The following is a 16,381-nucleotide window of genomic DNA, read 5'->3' as shown; positions in this document are numbered from 1 at the left end:
CGGTGCACACTGGGGCCATGGACCGGTTCTCCCCAGCGACCAGGCAGTGGTTCGACGGCGCCTTCCCGGCGCCGACGGCCGCGCAGCTCGGTGCCTGGGAGGCGATCGCCGCCGGCGCGCACACCCTGGTCATCGCGCCGACCGGCTCGGGCAAGACGCTCTCCGCGTTCCTGTGGGCCATCGACCGGCTGGCCACCCGCGACCCGGCGACGAAGGTCCGCGAGCGCGGCGAGCCGCCGGCGGGCACCTCGGTGCTCTACGTCTCCCCGCTCAAGGCGCTGGCGGTGGATGTCGAGCGCAACCTGCGCGCCCCGCTCGCCGGCGTCGCGCGCACCGCCGCGAAGCTGGGGCTGGAGCCGCCGGAGATCACCGTCGGCGTGCGCTCCGGCGACACCCCGGCCGGCGAGCGCCGGACCATGGCGCGCACCCCGCCCGACATCCTGATCACCACCCCGGAGTCGCTGTTCCTCATGCTCACCTCGGCGGCGCGGGAGACGCTGCGCGAGGTGCACACCGTGATCGTCGACGAGGTGCACGCCATCGCGGGCGGCAAGCGCGGCGCGCACCTCGCGCTCTCGCTGGCCAGGCTGGACGCGCTGGCCGAGCGGCCGGCCCAGCGGATCGGGCTCTCCGCCACCGTGCGCCCGCCGGAGGAGGTGGGGCGCTTCCTGGTCGGCCCGGCGCCGATCACCATCGTCGCGCCGCCCGCGGCGAAGACCTTCGACCTCTCGGTGCGGGTCCCGGTGGCCGATATGACCGAGCCGGATTCCGGCGGCGAGTCCGACCAGCCGGGCTCGATCTGGCCGCACGTCGACGCGGCCATCGTCGACCTGGTGCTGGAGCACCGCAGCTCAATCGTCTTCGCCAATTCGCGGCGGCTGGCCGAGCGGCTCACCGCCCGGCTGAACGAGACCTACGCCGAGCGGATGGGCGAGCCCGTCGACACCGCGCACGGCCCGCCCGCGCAGATCGGCGCCTCCACCGACGTGGTGCACGGTGCCGGGCAGCTGCTGGCCAGGGCGCACCACGGTTCGGTGAGCAAGGAGCAGCGCGCGCTCATCGAGGACGATCTCAAGAGCGGCAGGCTGCGCTGCGTGGTCGCCACCAGCAGCCTGGAGCTCGGCATCGACATGGGCGCGGTGGATCTCGTGGTCCAGGTGGAGGCGCCGCCGTCGGTGGCGAGCGGGCTGCAGCGGGTCGGGCGGGCCGGGCACCAGGTGGGCGAGATCTCGCGCGGCGTGCTCTTCCCCAAGCACCGCACCGACGTGGTGCACACCGCGGTCACCGCGCACCGCATGCTCTCCGGACAGATCGAGGCACTGCGCATGCCGGCGCACCCGCTCGACATCCTGGCCCAGCAGACCGTCGCCGCCTGCGCGCTGGAGCCCATCGACGTGGACGGCTGGTTCGAGCTGGTGCGCGGCACCGGCAGCTACAGCGGGCTGCCGCGCTCCGCCTACGAGGCGGTGCTCGACCTGCTGGCCGGGCGCTACCCCTCGGACGAGTTCGCCGAGCTGCGGCCGCGGCTGGTCTGGGATCGGGACGCGGGCACGCTCACCGGCCGCCCCGGCGCGCAGCGGCTCGCGGTCACCTCCGGCGGCGCCATCCCGGACCGCGGCATGTTCGCGGTGTATATGGTCGGTGAGAAGGCATCCCGGGTCGGCGAGCTGGACGAGGAGATGGTCTACGAGTCCCGGGTCGGCGATGTCTTCGCGCTCGGCGCCACCAGCTGGCGGATCGAGGAGATCACCTACGACCGGGTGCTGGTCACGCCCGCCTTCGGCCAGCCGGGCCGGTTGCCGTTCTGGCACGGCGACGGGCTCGGCCGCCCGGCCGAGCTGGGCGAGGCGGTCGGCGAGTTCGTGCGCGACGCGGGCAGGCACCTGGACGACGGCGGGATCGAGAAGCTCACCGCCGCGGCCGGGCTGGACGACTTCGCCAGGGACAACCTGGCCGCGCTGCTCACCGAGCAGCGCACCGCGACCGGCCGCCTCCCCACCGACAAGACGCTGGTGGTGGAGCGCTTCCGGGACGAGCTGGGTGACTGGCGGCTGGTACTGCACTCGCCGTACGGCACGCCGGTGCACGCGGCCTGGGCGCTGGCCATCGGGGCGCGGTTGCGCGAGCGGTTCGAGGTGGACGCCGCGCCGACCGCCTCGGACGACGGCATCGTGGTCCGGCTGCCGGACACCACCGACGAGCCGCCCGGCAGCGAGCTCTTCGTCTTCGAGCCGGACGAGATCGACGAGATCGTCACCGAGCAGGTCGGCACCTCGGCGCTCTTCGCCTCCCGCTTCCGCGAGTGCGCGGCCCGCGCGCTGCTGCTTCCGCGCCGCGATCCGGGCAAGCGCGCGCCGCTCTGGCAGCAGCGCCAGCGCTCGGCGCAGCTGCTGGACGTGGCGCGGAAGTTCCCGGACTTCCCGATCCTGCTGGAGACCGCCCGGGAGTGCCTGCGCGACGTCTACGACCTGCCCGCGCTCACCGAGCTGCTCGGGCGGGTGGCGCGCAGGCAGGTCCGGCTGGTCGAGGTGGAGACGCCGACCCCGTCGCCCTTCGCCAACGCGCTGCTCTTCGACTACATCGGCCAGTTCATGTACGAGGGCGACAACCCGCTGGCCGAGCGCAGGGCCGCCGCGCTCTCGCTGGACTCCGGGTTGCTCGCCGAGCTGCTCGGCCGAGTCGAGCTGCGCGAGCTGCTCGACGCCGCGGTGCTGGAACAGACCGAGCTGGAGCTGCAGCGGCTCACCCCCGAACGGCACGCGCGGGACCTGGAGGGGCTCGCCGATCTGCTGCGGCTGCTCGGGCCGCTCACCGCCGAGGAGGCGGCCGCGCGCTGTACCGCCGACCCCGTCGACTGGTTCGCCGAGCTGCGGGTGGCGAGGCGGGCGCTGGAGGTCAGCTTCGCCGGGCGCTCCTGGTGGGTCGCGGTGGAGGACGCGGCGCGGCTGCGCGACGCGCTCGGCGTGCCGCTGCCGATCGGCACCCCCGCCGCCTTCGTGGAGCCGGTGCCGGACCCGCTGGGCGATCTGGTCGGCCGCTTCGCCCGCACGCACGGTCCCTTCGACACCGCCGCGGTGGCGGCCAGGTTCGGCCTCGGCACCGCGGTGGCCGCGGCCGCGCTGCACCGCCTCGGCACCGAGAAGCGGGTGGTGGAGGGCGAATTCACGCCGGCGGCGTCCGGCTCGGAGTGGTGCGACACCCAGGTGCTGCGGCGCATCCGGCGGCGCTCGCTGGCAGCCGCGCGGCACGAGGTGGAGCCGGTGCCGACCGCCGCCTTCGGCCGCTTCCTGCCCGCCTGGCAGCACGTGCGCACCCGGACACTGCGCGGCGTCGACGGCGTCGCCACCGTGGTGGAGCAGCTCGCGGGGGTGCCGATTCCGGCCTCCGCCTGGGAATCGCTGATCCTGCCCGCGCGGGTGCGCGACTACTCGCCCGCCATGCTGGACGAGCTCACCGCCACCGGCGAGGTGCTCTGGTCCGGGCACGGCTCGATCACGGGCAAGGACGGCTGGGTCGCGCTGCACCTGGCCGAGCAGGCGCCGCTCACCCTCCCGCCCGCCGACGAACCGGAGTTCACCGAGACGCACCTGCGGCTGCTCACCGCGCTCGGCGCGGTGGACGGGGCGATGCCGCAGAGCGGCGGCGCCTACTTCTTCCGGCAGCTCTCCGACGCCACCGGGCTGCTGGACGACACCGCCGTCTCCGCCGCGCTCTGGGACCTGGTCTGGGCCGGGCTGGTCTCCGGCGACACCTTCGCCCCGGTCCGCGCGCTGCTCGGCGGCACCACCAGGGCCACCACCGCGCACCGCAGCCCGCGCCGGGCGCCGCGGGCACGCGCCTACCTGCCGCGGCCCGCGCTGCCGACCCGCAGCGGCCCGCCGACGGTGGCCGGGCGCTGGTCACTGCTGCCCGAGCGCGCCGCCGACAACACCGTGCGCGCGCACGCCACCGCCGATCAGCTGCTGGAGCGGTACGGCGTGCTGACCCGCGGCTCGGTGCAGAACGAGGGCGTTCCCGGCGGTTTCGCGCTCATGTACCGGGTGCTCACCGAGTTCGAGGACCGCGGGCGGTGCCGCCGCGGCTACTTCGTGGACTCACTGGGCGGCGCGCAGTTCTCCACCACCGACGTGGTCGACCGGCTGCGCGCGCACGAACCGCACGACGGGCAGCCGAGCACCGCCACCGCGCTCGCGCTCGCCGCCACCGACCCGGCCAATCCGTACGGCGCGGCGCTGCCCTGGCCCAAGGGCGAGGTGGACGGCGGGCACCGGCCCGGCCGCAAGGCGGGCGCCATGGTGGTGCTGCTCGACGGCGAGCTGGTGGCCTACCTGGAGCGCGGCGGGAAGACGCTGCTCACCTTCACCGAGGACCCCGACGCCAGGCAGGCGGCCGCGAACGCGCTGGCCGAGCTGGTGCACGAGGGCGGAGTCGAGGCGCTGGTCATCGACCGGGTCGACGGCGAGACCGTGCACGGCCACACCTTCGCCGGCTTCCTCACCGCCGCCGGCTTCTCCGCCACCCCGCGCGGGGTGCGGCTGCGCCGCGGGGCGGTACGCACGCAGGAGCGCCCCCAGCGCGCCGTGCGCCGCCCCGAGTTCGGCCGGTGAGGGCGGCGCCGAGCCGCCGGAACCGGAAGCCGGCGGCCCGCGCGGGCGAGACACGCGCGCTCGACGACGGCTACGCGATCCCGGCACCGGCATCGCGTCGCGGCCACACCGCGGCGGCCCGGGCGCGCACCGGTTCCGCTTCGCTCGCCGCAACGCGGGTACTTCGGGTCTCGTGGAAGGAGCGCTGCTGTGCCGGAAGGTGACACCGTCTACCGCGCGGCCGCACGGCTGCGCACGGCGCTCGCGGGAAAGATCCTGACCCGCAGCGATTTCCGCGTCCCGCGGTACGCCACCGTCGACCTGCGCGGCCAGCGGGTCGAGAGCGTCGGCTCCTACGGCAAGCACCTGTTCGTGCGCACCCCCACCGCCTCGATCCACACCCACCTCAAGATGGAGGGGCTGTGGCGCACCTACCGCTGCGGCCAGCGCTGGACCCAGCCGCGCGCCACCGCCAGGCTGGTCCTCGGCACCGAGGACGTCGAGGCCGTCGGCTTCTCGCTGGGCAAGGTCGAGGTGTTCCCGCTCGCCGACGAGCACACCGTGATCGACCACCTCGGCCCCGACCTGCTCGGCCCGAACTGGGACCCGGCCGAGGCGGTGCGCAGGCTGGAGCGGTACCCCGAGCAGACCATCGGCGTCGCCCTGCTCGACCAGCGCAATCTGGCAGGCATCGGCAACATCTACCGCAGCGAGGTCTGCTACCTGCGCAAGGTGCACCCGGCGACCCCGGTGCGCGCGGCGGGCGATCTGCTCGCCCTGGTGAACGAGGCCCAGCGCATCCTGAGCAAGGCCGCGCACGACCGCTACGTGCCGCTCGCCTACATGCGGCACAACTGGGGCTGCCGCCGCTGCGGCACCCGCATCGTGCGCCGGGTGCTCGGCGACACCGGCCCGGAGAACGATCGAATCACCCAGCGTGAGCGTGGTGTCTGGTTCTGCCCGCGCTGCCAGCCCGAGCCTTGACGAATTCCGTCGCCCCACCTTTACTGGCAGCCTGTCAATAAGCGTGGAGGGCGGGCGATGGTGGCCGGACAGCAGGGCGATCCCCGGAAGTACGTGGTCATCGGAGGCGGCCTGGCCGGCCTCGCCGGCGCGGTCTGGCTGGCCGAGGCGGGCAAGCAGGTCACGCTGCTGGAGCGCCGCGGCAGGCTCGGCGGCCGCACGCACGCCATGAAGGTCGACGCCGTCGACGACCTGCCCGACAACGGCCAGCACGTGATCGCCAGCGGCTACGAGCACCTCTTCCGGTACCTGCGCACCATCGGCACCCGCGACTACGTCGCCTTCCCGAAGCGCGGCACGCTGCGCTGGCCGGACGGGCGCAGCGTCGACATGTACACCCGCGGCGTCCGCGCGCTCGGCACCCTCTTCGGCGGCCACCCCGACGCGAGCCCGCTGGAGCGGGCGCGCGCGGCGGTCGCCACCGCACGGCTCGGCCGGCAGGCGCTGCACCAGCCCGCCGACCTCGCCGACCTCACCACCGCGCAGTGGTTCGACCGGGTCGGCATGCCCGCCAAGGCGCGCGAGGCCATCTGGGACTGGCTGGCGCTCGGCATCGCCGCCGAGCCGGTGCACCAGGAATCGGCGGCGGTCTTCGCCCGGGTGCTCGCGACCGGCATCAGGCACGGCATCGCGCACCGCCGCGCCGTCACCATCGGCTACCCGACCACCGACCTGGACACGCTCTACATCACCGGGGCGGAGAAGTACTTCCGCGAGCACGGGGTCGAGGTGCGGCACCGGGCGGTCGCGCGGCGAATCGTCATCGAGGACGGCACGGTCACCGGCGTCGCCATGGCCGACGGCAGCGTGATCCCCGCCGACGCCGTGGTCTGCGCGGTGCCGAACGGCAATATCGGCGGCCTCCTCGACGACCTGCCCGAGCACGCCGACATCTACGCCCGCGCGGACAAACTCGGCTACACCCCGATCGTCAGCACCAACCTGTACCTGGACCGCCCGCTCGGCACCCGCTCCGAATTCGAGGCGCTGATCGGTGGCACGGGCGTGATCGACCAGGTCTTCGACCGCCAGCTCATGACCGGCCGCAGCACCGACAAAGCCTGGCTCTACTGCCTCACCACCAGCGGCGCCTACGAGCAGATCCACAAGACCAACGAGGAGATCGTCGCCGAGCAGCTGGAGCTGCTGCGCCGCTACTACCCCGCCGCCCGCGCCGCGAAGGTAGTCCAGGGCCACGTCGTCCGCATGCCGAAGGCCACCTTCTCCCAGGTGCTCGGCACCCACGACCTCCGCCCCGCCCAGCGCACCTCCGTCCCCGGCCTGGTCCTCGCCGGCGACTGGACCGCCACCGACTGGTCGGCCACCATGGAGAGCGCCGTCCAGAGCGCCGCCGTAGCGGTCGATCTGCTGCTGGCGCGGGACCGTTCGCGGTAGGCCCGTCCGGCATACGACCGCGGGGTGAGTACAGCGGACGTCCTGCTGGCGGTCCGCGTGGCCGTCGGCTGTTGCTGGCGTTCGCGCTGGAAGGCGGGGCTGCACGAGGCCGCCGACGGGTGCGAACTCGACAGCGCGCGGGCCTGAGCGGCACTGTGCGCCCGGTTTCCGCTCGAGGTCACCGCCCGGACGCGACACGACTGGTACCGGACCACCGGGCGGGCCGGACGGTGGGTCGTTCCGGACTGGACGCGGGTCGCCGCCGAGTACGCGGGCGTGCACCTCACCGTGACCGGATACCTGGCCGCCGCGGGCACCGCGACCCTTGGCACGGCGGGGACGGCGATCGTCATCGCCGGATGGGCACCCGACGCCACCTACCGGCTCACCGATATCGCCGAATTCGACGACGTGGCCCGGACCTGGGCGTGTGACACCTCCGGGAGGCGTCCCCGCTGGACCGAAGCGGGCGGCCGGTCACCGCGGCGGAGCGCGCCGGAGGCGTGATGCCGGCGAGCGGACCTTCGCCGGTTCCGTGACGACCCGCCCGGTGCCCCGCGACCGAGCACTCACCCCTCGCTGGGCACCGGCTCCAAGATCTCCCCGCGGGGCTCGGGTGCGGCGGCGCGCAGGGCGTCGGCGGAGCCGTCGTCGGGCTGGGTCTGCGAGCGGATCTCGGCGTCGACGCGGGCCTGGTAGGTGCTGATCTCCCGATCGATGTCGGCTGCGTCCCAGCCGAGGATCGGGGCGACCAGGCGGGCGACCTGCTCGGCGCAGGCGGCGCCGCGGTGCGGGTACTCGATGGAGATGCGGGTGCGGCGGGCCAGGATGTCGTCGAGGTGCAGGGCGCCCTCGGCAGCGACCGCGTAGACCGCCTCGACCTGGAGGTAGGCGGGGGCGTCGGTGATCGGCGCCAGCAGCTCGGGTTTGCCGTCGGCGAGCGCGAGCACCTCGTCGATGAGCGAGCCGTAGCGGTCGAGCAGGTGCTTGACCCGGTAGGGGTGCACGCCGTACGCCTCTGCCAGCTGCACGGTCTGGTTGACCAGCGCGAAGTAGCCGTCGGCGCCGAGCAGCGGCACCTTCTCGGTGATCGAGGGCGAGACCCGGGCCGGGATGTCCGCGGCCGCCTCGTCGACGGCGTCGGCGGCCATCACCCGGTAGGTGGTGTACTTGCCGCCCGCGATGCCGACCAGCCCGGGCGCGGTGCGGGCCACCGCGTGCTCGCGGGAGAGCTTGGAGGTCTCGTCGCTCTCGCCTGCCAGCAGCGGGCGCAGCCCGGCGTAGACGCCGTCGATGTCGGCGTGCGTGAGCTCGGTGACGAGCACCTCGTTCACCCGCTCCAGCAGGTAGTCGATGTCGGCCTTGGTCGCCGACGGGTGCGCGAGGTCGAGGTTCCAGTCGGAGTCGGTGGTGCCGACGATCCAGTGCGCGCCCCACGGGATGACGAAGAGCACCGAGGTGGCGGTGCGCAGGATGATCGCGGCGTCGCTGACGATCCGGTCCCGCGGCACCACGATGTGCACGCCCTTCGAGGCCCGTACGTGGAACCGGCCGCGGTTGCGGGAGAGCGCCTGCACCTCGTCGGTCCACACCCCGGTCGCGTTGATCACCACGTGCGCGTGGATCTCGGCGGTGCGGCCGTCCTCGGTGTCGCGCACCCGCACCCCGACCACCCGGTCCGCCTCGCGCAGGAAGCCGACCACCTGGGTGGAGGTGCGGAGCACCGCGCCGTAGTGCGCGGCGGTGCGGGCGACGGTCATGGTGTGCCTGGCGTCGTCGACCACGGTGTCGTAGTAGCTGACCCCGCCGATCAGCGCGGAGCGGCGCAGCCCCGGCGCCAGCCGCAGCGCTCCGGCGCGGGTCAGGTGCCGCTGCCCGGGAACGGATTTCGCGCCGCCCATGGAGTCGTAGAGCATGAGCCCGGCGGCCACGTACGGCCGCTCCCAGCCGCGATTGGTCAGCGGGTAGAGGAAGCGCAGCGGCTTGACCAGGTGCGGGGCCAGGGTGGCGAGCGAGAGCTCGCGCTCCCGCAGCGCCTCGCGCACCAGCCCGAACTCCAGCTGCTCCAGGTAGCGCAGCCCGCCGTGGAACATCTTGGAGGAACGGCTGGAGGTGCCGGAGGCCAGGTCGCGCGCCTCCACCAGCGCCACCCGCAACCCGCGGGTGGCGGCGTCGAGGGCGATGCCGGCGCCGACGATGCCGCCGCCGATCACGACGATGTCGAAGTGGTCCTTGCCCAGCCGCTCCCAGGCGTCCCGGCGCTGGTCCGGGCCGAGGAACTGCGAATCCGGGGTGATGGTCATGCTCGACTCCTTCGGCCGGCGTCGTCCTGCGGGCGTGTTACCCGCTGCCTGCGGGTTCAGGCTATGCGAGCGCCGCGAATCCTTCGCGGCGCCCCGGCGGTGTCGCGCCGCGCGGTTCGCCCCGGCCCTGCTGCCGCGGCGCCCGCGAACGGCGTTCGCGGACGCCGCCCGGAGTTCTGGGCGCTACCCGCCGGTAACAAGACCCACCCTAGCCATCCCCGCCGCCCCCCGCGATGTGATGCGCGGCGCGCGCGGCATCCAGTAGCCTGCGGGGATGCGTCGCTACGTGGCCGCCATCGATCAGGGAACGACGTCGAGCCGGTGCATCGTCTTCGACCGCGGCGGCGCGGTGATCGGCGTGGCCCAGCGCGAGCACGAGCAGATCTTCCCGCGCCCCGGCTGGGTCGAGCACGACGCCGAAACCCTGTGGCGCAACACCGAAGCCGTGGTCACCGAGGTGCTGCGCGACCTGGAGCTCGGCCCGGGCGACCTGGCCGCCGTCGGCATCACCAACCAGCGCGAGACCACCGTCGTCTGGGAGCGCGCCACCGGGAAGCCGATCCACAACGCCATCGTCTGGCAGGACACCCGCACCGACAAGCTCTGCGTCGAGCTCGGCGGCGCGGAAGGGCCGAACCGCTACCAGGAGCGCACCGGGCTGCCGCTCTCCACCTACTTCGCCGGGCCCAAGCTGCGCTGGATCCTCGACCACGTCGACGGCGCCATGGCCCGCGCCGAGGCGGGCGAGCTCTGCTTCGGCACCATCGACAGCTGGGTGCTGTGGAACCTGACCGGCGAGCACGTCACCGACGTCACCAATGCCTCGCGCACCATGCTCATGGACCTGCGCACGCTGGCTTGGGATCCGGAGATCTGCGCCGACTTCGGCATTCCCACCGCCGTGCTGCCCGCGATCCGCAGTTCGTCCGAGGTGTACGCGGTGCCGGAGTCGGGGCCGCTGGCCGGGGTGCCGGTCGCGGGCATCCTCGGCGACCAGCAGGCGGCCACCTTCGGCCAGGCCTGCCTGGAGCCGGGTGAGGCCAAGAACACCTACGGCACCGGCAATTTCATGCTGCTGAACACCGGAACGACGCCGGTGGTGAGCAAGCACGGGCTGCTCACCACGGTCTGCTATCGGCTCGGCGAGCAGGACGCGGTGTACGCGCTGGAGGGGTCGATCGCGGTCACCGGCTCGCTGGTGCAGTGGTTCCGGGACAACCTCGGCATCATCGCCTCCGCCGACGAGATCGAGCCGCTGGCGCGCAGCGTCGCCGACAACGGCGGCGCCTACATCGTGCCCGCGTTCTCCGGGCTCTTCGCGCCGCGCTGGCGGCCGGACGCGCGCGGCGTGATCGCCGGGCTCACCCGCTTCGTGAACCGGGCGCACCTGGCGCGGGCGGTGCTGGAATCCACCGCCTTCCAGACCAGGGAGGTGGTCGACGCCATGCGCGCCGACGCCGCATCGCAGCGGCTCGGGCTGGAGCTCACCACGCTCAAGGTGGACGGCGGCATGGTGTGCAACGACCTGCTCATGCAGTTCCAGTCCGACATTCTCGGCGTGCCGGTGGTGCGCCCGGTGGTGAACGAGACCACCGCGCTCGGCGCCGCCTACGCGGCCGGGCTCGCGGTCGGGTACTGGTCCGGCACCGACGAGATCAGGGCGAACTGGTCCGCCGACACCACCTGGCACCCGGAGATGGGCGAGGACGAGCGGGCCGGGCACCTGACCGCCTGGAACAAGGCGGTCGAGCGCACCTACGGCTGGGTCGACTGAGCCGCGCGGCCGAGCCGGGCGACGGCCTCGGTGAGCGACGCGGCGTCCGAGGTGGTGAAGCACATCCGCAGCGCGGAGCGATACCCCGCCTCGACCGCGAAGGCCGCGCCCGGCACGAAGGCCACGCCCGCTTCCACCGCGACAGGAAGCAGCGCAGCGGTGTCGGTGCCGTCGGTGAACTCGCCCCAGACGAACATCCCGCCCGCCGCGTCGGTGCAGCGCAGCCGGGCGCCGAACTCCTCCCGCACCGCCCCGACCAGCGCCTTCGCTCGCTGCCCGTAGGCGTCGCGCACCCGATCCACGTGCCCGGCCAGCCAGAGCTCGTCGGCGAGCAGCTCGGCCGCCACCTGCTGGGTGAGCGCCGAGCCGCAGAGGTCGGCGCCCTGCTTGAGCAGCTCCACCGCGCGGGCGACCCGGACCGGAGCGACCATCCAACCGACCCGCAGCGCGGGCGCCAGGATCTTGGAGGCGCTGGAGAGCCGGATGACGTTCGCCCCGTGCGCGGCCACCGGCGCCGGCGGGGGGCCGTCGAACCAGAGCTCCCCGTACGGGTCGTCCTCGATCACCCAGAAGCCGTGCGCGGCGGCCAGTTCCGCGAGCTCGGCGCGGCGCGCGGCGCTCATGGTGACCCCGCCGGGGTTGTGGAAGGTGCTCACCGTGTGCACCAGGGCCGGGCGCTCGCCGCGGGCGAGCAGCTCGGCGAGCAGATCCAGCCGCATGCCGTCGTCGTCCAGCGGGATCGCCGCGATCCTGGCGCCGGCCGCGCGGAACACCTGCAGCGCCCCGACGTAGGCCGGGTCCTCGACCACGACCAGCGCGCCGGGGTCGAGCAGCACCTCGGCCAGCAGCGCGAGCGCCTGCTGCGAGCCGTGCGTCACGAAGACCTCGGCCGTCGGCACCGTGCGCCCCAGCTTCACCGACTCGCGCGCGGCGAGCACCTCACGCAGCGGGCCCCAGCCCGGCGAGCCGGTGTACTGCAGGCTGCGCGCGTCGGTGAGCGCCGACTCGGTCGCGGCCGCGATCCGCTCCCTCGGCATCAGCGCGGCGTCCGGCAGCCCGCCCGCCAGGCTGAGCACATCCGGCCGCTCGGCGAGTTCCAGCAGGTCACGAATGGCGGAGCTGCGCAGCCCGGCGAGCTTCCCGGCCAGCGGCGGAGCGGTTGGCGACATGGCGAATACCTCCGTGCGATGTGCTTTCCACTGTCGCACGGATTACCAGGATATGAAACCGCGTCTCACATAGCGAGAATCAAGGACGGTTGTCGATGGAGTGCACCAGGTGTTTGCCCTCCTTGACGACGGTGGTGACGGTCTGCTGGTAGACGGTGGTCGCGCCGTCCGGGCGGTGCTCGGTGAGGTCGACCTCGAAGGTGTCGGTGGCGAGTTCGGTGACGCGCAGGCAGTGCGTGGTGCCGACCGGGATCTGCTCGTCGATGGCGCTCTGGATGACCTGCGCGGAGGAGATGTTGGCCGCGTCCGGGTCGACGTACCTGCGGGCCTGCTCGCCGTTGCGCTCCACGTAGAAGGCGTACTGGAAGCCGAGCACGGCGCCCGCGCCGGACTCGGTGGTTCCGGTGCCGTTGCCGACCGTCACCGTGCCGTCCTCGGCGGCCGGGCAGCTCAGCGCGGCGGTGCTCGGCACCGGGGCCGCCGCCACCGGATCGGAGTCGCCGCCGCCGCGCACCGTCACCACGATCACGACCACCGCGACCAGCAGCGCCAGCGCGGCCGCGAGCGCGCCGTACAGGGTGCCGCGGTTCGCGGCCGGCGCCCGCTCGACCACGGTCGAGCCGCCGGGCGCGAGCCTGCGCGCGATGGGGTCGTCGGACCAGGCCAGGCCGTCCGCGGCGACCGGCGGCGGCTTGGGCACGCCGCCGGCCTCGTCCGACTGGCTCCACCACTGCGGCGGCTCGGCGTCCGGCTGCGCCGCGGGTGCTGGTGCCACCTGGTGCCGCACGGTCGGGGCCGCCGGATCGTCCCCGTCGACGCCGGGGCCGAACGGGGCGGGCGGGCCGGCGGGCCTGTCCCCGGCGCCGGTGACGCCCTCGCCGAACGGCGCGGACGGGGCCGCGGGCCGCGCGGCGCTCCCGCCCGCGGGCAGCAACCCGCCCGCCGGGCGCCAGCCGACCTCCGGCCGCGAACCGACGGGCGGCTGCCAGCCCGGGATGTGCCCCGGCCCGATCGGCGCGCCGAAGGCGCTGCCCGACCTCGTGGTCGGCTCGTCGCCGCCGTCCACCGGAGGCCCGAAACCGGAAGCGCCGGAGCCGTTCTCGTCGGCACCGTCGCTCCCGTGCACCGGCGGGCCGAAGCCCGGCACACGGCCGGACTCGTTGCCTCTGGCATCACCCTCGGAGCCCACACCAATCCTCTCGAACGCACGAAATGGGGCGGCCGCGAACGACCGCCCCACCCCGTCAATCGGTACGTGTCAGTACTGGAGTGAACCACCCCACTGCGTGGTGACGCCACCCACGTTGACCGTCGTCGGCGCGGTGTCGCCCGGCGGCACGATCGGCGGAAGCTTAACCTGCGCGGCCGCATCCAGCGCGGCGGCGCCGCCCGGCTGGGCCTTGATCCAGTCCTCGACCGCCGCCTTGGCCAGGTTCACCTGCGTGGTGTCGAGGACGACGCTGGATTTCGCGTCCGCGAGACCCTCCCCACCGGTGAAGCTGGAGACGTGGATCGTGTTGCTGTCGACGAACTCCACCGACACGCCGGCCTCACCGGAACCGGTCGGGGTGTTGTAGCCGACGGTGCCGACGTAGCCGGCCTGGTTGCTGAAGTGGTGGGTGTTGGCCACGTAGCCGGGGAGCAGCGCGCCGCCGTCCAGCGCGGCGCCGATCTCGGCGTGCGGTCCGGTCATCTCGACCACCGGCGCGGCCGGGGCAGCGTCCACCCGCGGCGCCTCCCAGCGCGGCTGCACCAGGGTCTGCGAGGGCGCGGAGTCGGCCTGGGTGTCGCTCTGCGGGGCCTGGCTCTGCGGGGCGGTGCCCGGGCTCGCCTGCGGCGCCGCCCCGGGCGCGGACGGGGTGCCTGCGGGCTGATCCTGGACGCCGGGCGCATCGGGCGCCTGATCCGGTGCGACGGCGCCGGGTGCGGCCTGCCCCGGCGCGGGCTGGCCCTCCTGGCCCGGCACCGGCAGCGGCGCCACGCGCGGCGTCGTCACGCCGGGCTGGGTCGGCCGGTTGAGCTTCGGATCCTTCTTCTCCGGCAGCGCCTGATCCTGCTCGGGCGTGGTCACGCCCGGCTGGCTCGGCGTCGGCTTGCTCTCCGGCGTCTGCGGCTGCTGGCTCTGCGGGCCGGTGCCCGGCTGGGTGGGGCCCTGCTGCTGCGTCTGTGGCTGCTGCTGCTCGGGCGTCGCGTTGGTGCCCGGCTGGACCGGCGCCGGCGTCGCCGGCGTGGTCGGCTGATCGTTCGGCACTGCCCCCGCCGGCGCCGCGAAGAAGGTGGCCACGGCTGCCGCTGTCGCCAACGGCAGCGAGGTGCTCGCCATCGCTCGCTGCGCCCGGCTCGGCTTACGATGTTTCACTTTTCGCTTATCCCTTTCCGTGCGGGAGGCACACGGCCGTTCCCGGAGGAAACCCCCCAAACCCCGAAACGCCGCGACCAACCCGCCGATCACGTCTCCGCAACGGAGTGAACCACAGTTGTCCGACACTGGCAATGTGGAGAGTACCGTCCGCGCCAGGTCAACCGCGCTGCCGCACAACAGTGTTCACGCAGGTGACACCTGCTTTTCGTGGGACGCTCAGCCCAGATCGTCGTGCCGCATGAGCTGTCGCGCGGCCTCGATGACCGAGCCGGTGAGCGAGGGATAGACCGAGAAGGTCTGGGCCAGGTCGTTCACGGTCAGGTTGTTCTGCACCGCGAGCGCGATCGGCAGGATCAGCTCGGAGGCGATGGGCGCCACCACGACGCCGCCGATCACCACGCCGGTGGCCGGACGGCAGAAGATCTTCACGAAACCGCGGCGCAGCCCGGACATCTTGGCGCGCGGGTTGGTGTTCAGCGGGAGCATGACGGTGCGCGCGGGCGTCTCGCCGTTGTCGATCGCGGTCTGGCTGACGCCGACGGTGGCGATCTCCGGCCGGGTGAAGACCGCCGAGGAGACCGTCTTCAACCGGATCGGGCTGACGCCCTCGCCCAGCGCGTGGTACATCGCGATCCGCCCCTGCATGGCGGCGACCGAGGCCAGCGGCAGCAGCCCGGTGCAGTCGCCAGCCGCGTAGATCCCGGTGACCGGGGTGCGGGAGACCCGGTCCACCCGCAGGTAGCCGCCGCGGTCCAGCTCGATGCCGACCTTCTCCAGCCCGAGCCCGCCGGTGTTCGGGGTGGAGCCGACGGTCATCAGCGCGTGCGACCCGGTGACCGTTCGCCCGTCCGAGAGCGTCACCACGATGCCGTCGGCGGTGCGCTCGACGGCGTCCGCCCGCGCGTGCTTGACCAGCTCGACGCCGCGCTCGGCGAGCGCGTCCTCCAGGACGAGCGCGGCGTCCGCGTCCTCGCCGGGCAGCACCCGGTCGCGGCTGGAGACCAGTTTCACCTGGACGCCGAGTTCGGTGTAGGCGGAGACGAATTCGGCGCCGGTGACGCCGGAGCCGACCACGACCAGGGTCTCCGGCAGCTCGGCCAGGTCGTAGAGCTGCCGCCAGGTCAGGATGCGCTCGCCGTCCGGCTCCGCGCCTGCCAGCACCCGCGGGCTCGCGCCGGTGGCGATCAGCACCACCTCGGCTTCCACGGTCTGCTCGGCGCCGTCGCCGTCGCGCACGAGCACCCGGTGCTCGGCCCGGCCGACCGGCTCCTGCAGCGAGCCGTATCCGGGCAGCAGGGTGACCCCGGCGGCGCGCAGCTTGGAGCGGATGTCCGACGACTGCGCCAGCGCCAGCGCCTTGACGCGCTGGTTCACCTCGGGCAACCGCACCCCGGCCTGCTTCGGGTCGAGCGTGATGCCGAGATCGCGGGCCCGGCGCAGATCGGTGCGGATGCCGGTGGAGGCGATGAAGGTCTTCGACGGAACGCAGTCCCAGAGCACGCAGGCGCCGCCGATGCCGTCGGAGTCGATCAGCGTCACCGCCGCGCCGTGCTGCGCCGCCACCAGCGCGGCCTCGTAGCCGGCCGGGCCGCCGCCGATGATCGCGATGCGGGTCATGGGTCACCTCTCGCTCGTGCTGGTCCCGGGATCTCCGGAGCTCCGCCGACAACCGTAATCGGCCGAGCTCGGACCGGCTCGCCAGCCCGCGCGGCGAACCCGCCGCGCCGGAAGTCGAGCCGGTCCGCCGGGACCGGGTGGCCCCGGCGGCG

At 73.8% G+C, this 16,381-nt stretch carries 11 protein-coding genes; 6 read left to right on the top strand and 5 right to left on the bottom strand.

Going from position 1 to position 16,381, the window contains the following annotated elements; translation table 11 throughout:
• The first annotated feature begins 17 nt into the window (after positions 1–17).
• The 5 genes from ACFO0B_RS22245 to ACFO0B_RS22225 all read left to right on the top strand — a co-directional run bounded on the left by ACFO0B_RS22245 (position 18) and on the right by ACFO0B_RS22225 (position 7,511).
• A complete protein-coding gene (locus ACFO0B_RS22245; protein WP_378614470.1) occupies positions 18–4,607 on the top strand; it encodes an ATP-dependent helicase in 4,590 nt (1,529 codons plus the stop codon).
• A 189-nt stretch (positions 4,608–4,796) separates the two neighbouring features.
• Positions 4,797–5,570 (top strand): DNA-formamidopyrimidine glycosylase family protein, encoded by a 774-nt coding sequence (locus ACFO0B_RS22240; protein ID WP_378614469.1) that lies wholly within the window; start codon positions 4,797–4,799, stop codon positions 5,568–5,570.
• Between the two features lie 57 nt (positions 5,571–5,627).
• On the top strand, positions 5,628–7,004 hold the full coding sequence (gene hpnE / locus ACFO0B_RS22235) for a hydroxysqualene dehydroxylase HpnE (protein WP_378614468.1): 1,377 nt from the start codon (positions 5,628–5,630) through the stop codon (positions 7,002–7,004).
• A 24-nt stretch (positions 7,005–7,028) separates the two neighbouring features.
• The gene (locus tag ACFO0B_RS22230; protein ID WP_378614467.1) at positions 7,029–7,151 is read left to right on the top strand and encodes a hypothetical protein; all 123 of its coding nucleotides are present in this window, start codon (positions 7,029–7,031) and stop codon (positions 7,149–7,151) included.
• Positions 7,152–7,280: 129 nt separating this feature from the next.
• Positions 7,281–7,511 carry a hypothetical protein gene (locus ACFO0B_RS22225; protein ID WP_378614466.1) on the top strand — a complete coding sequence of 77 codons (231 nt, stop codon included), beginning with the start codon at positions 7,281–7,283 and terminating at the stop codon, positions 7,509–7,511.
• Between the two features lie 62 nt (positions 7,512–7,573).
• Here ACFO0B_RS22225 and ACFO0B_RS22220 read toward each other — a convergent pair whose 3' ends face one another.
• Positions 7,574–9,307 carry a glycerol-3-phosphate dehydrogenase/oxidase gene (locus ACFO0B_RS22220; protein ID WP_378614464.1) on the bottom strand — a complete coding sequence of 578 codons (1,734 nt, stop codon included), beginning with the start codon at positions 9,305–9,307 and terminating at the stop codon, positions 7,574–7,576.
• 274 nt (positions 9,308–9,581) lie between these two features.
• Here ACFO0B_RS22220 and glpK point away from each other — a divergent pair, with 274 nt between their 5' ends.
• Positions 9,582–11,081: a glycerol kinase GlpK gene (glpK, locus tag ACFO0B_RS22215; RefSeq protein ID WP_378614463.1), complete on the top strand. Its 1,500-nt coding sequence runs from the start codon at positions 9,582–9,584 to the stop codon at positions 11,079–11,081.
• On the opposite strand, the gene ACFO0B_RS22210 is transcribed toward glpK, so the two are convergent.
• The 4 genes from ACFO0B_RS22210 to ACFO0B_RS22195 form a co-directional block, all read right to left on the bottom strand.
• The gene (locus ACFO0B_RS22210; protein ID WP_378614462.1) at positions 11,063–12,250 is read right to left on the bottom strand and encodes an aminotransferase-like domain-containing protein; all 1,188 of its coding nucleotides are present in this window, start codon (positions 12,248–12,250) and stop codon (positions 11,063–11,065) included. The genes glpK and ACFO0B_RS22210 overlap by 19 nt on opposite strands.
• Before the next feature lie 79 nt (positions 12,251–12,329).
• Complete coding sequence (locus ACFO0B_RS22205; protein ID WP_378614460.1) at positions 12,330–13,439, bottom strand: hypothetical protein; 1,110 nt, start codon at positions 13,437–13,439, stop codon at positions 12,330–12,332.
• A gap of 69 nt (positions 13,440–13,508) precedes the next feature.
• Positions 13,509–14,573 (bottom strand): hypothetical protein, encoded by a 1,065-nt coding sequence (locus tag ACFO0B_RS22200; protein ID WP_378614459.1) that lies wholly within the window; start codon positions 14,571–14,573, stop codon positions 13,509–13,511.
• Positions 14,574–14,828: 255 nt separating this feature from the next.
• Entirely contained in the window at positions 14,829–16,229 is a 1,401-nt protein-coding gene (locus ACFO0B_RS22195) for an NAD(P)H-quinone dehydrogenase (RefSeq protein WP_378614458.1), read from the bottom strand.
• Positions 16,230–16,381: the final 152 nt, after the last annotated feature.

This window comes from Nocardia jiangsuensis (genome assembly GCF_042650385.1).
Taxonomy (GTDB): domain Bacteria; phylum Actinomycetota; class Actinomycetes; order Mycobacteriales; family Mycobacteriaceae; genus Nocardia; species Nocardia jiangsuensis.
This window is presented reverse-complemented; position numbering and strand designations above follow the sequence as displayed.